Annotated in this window: 1 protein-coding gene; it reads right to left on the bottom strand. The window is 45.0% G+C overall.

The annotated features are described in order from the left end of the window. Positions 1–53: 53 nt before the first annotated feature. Positions 54–338: IS30 family transposase (locus ACTHS3_RS17440; RefSeq protein ID WP_440368690.1), on the bottom strand; the 285-nt coding region annotated here is incomplete at its 5' end.

Raw genomic sequence — 338 nt, 5'->3', positions numbered from 1 at the left:
CATTTCAAAGGATTGGGGTAAAGGGTCCTTGGATTCGGATTTCAAGTGCAACACTAGGGTACCAGTGGTTGGAACAGATTCAAGAATAAAACACTTGGCGTTTCGTAGCCAAGTGTTTTTCTTGGCCGGTGGTTCAACTCATCTTGAACCCTGCGTATCTCCCGATTGCTGATATTTCGGAAATCGGTTTGTTTGGGGAAATATTGTCGGATGAGTCCGTTGGTGTTCTCATTCAGCCCTTTTTCCCACGAATGGTAAGGGCGGCAAAAATAGGTTTCCGCCTTTAATGCTTTGGCTATTTTGGTGTGTTGGTAGAACTCTTTGCCGTTATCCATGGT

The sequence above is a fragment of the Neisseria sp. P0009.S007 genome (assembly GCF_051962515.1).
The sequence above is the reverse complement of the archived record's forward strand: the minus strand, read 5'-3'. Positions and strand labels throughout refer to the sequence as shown.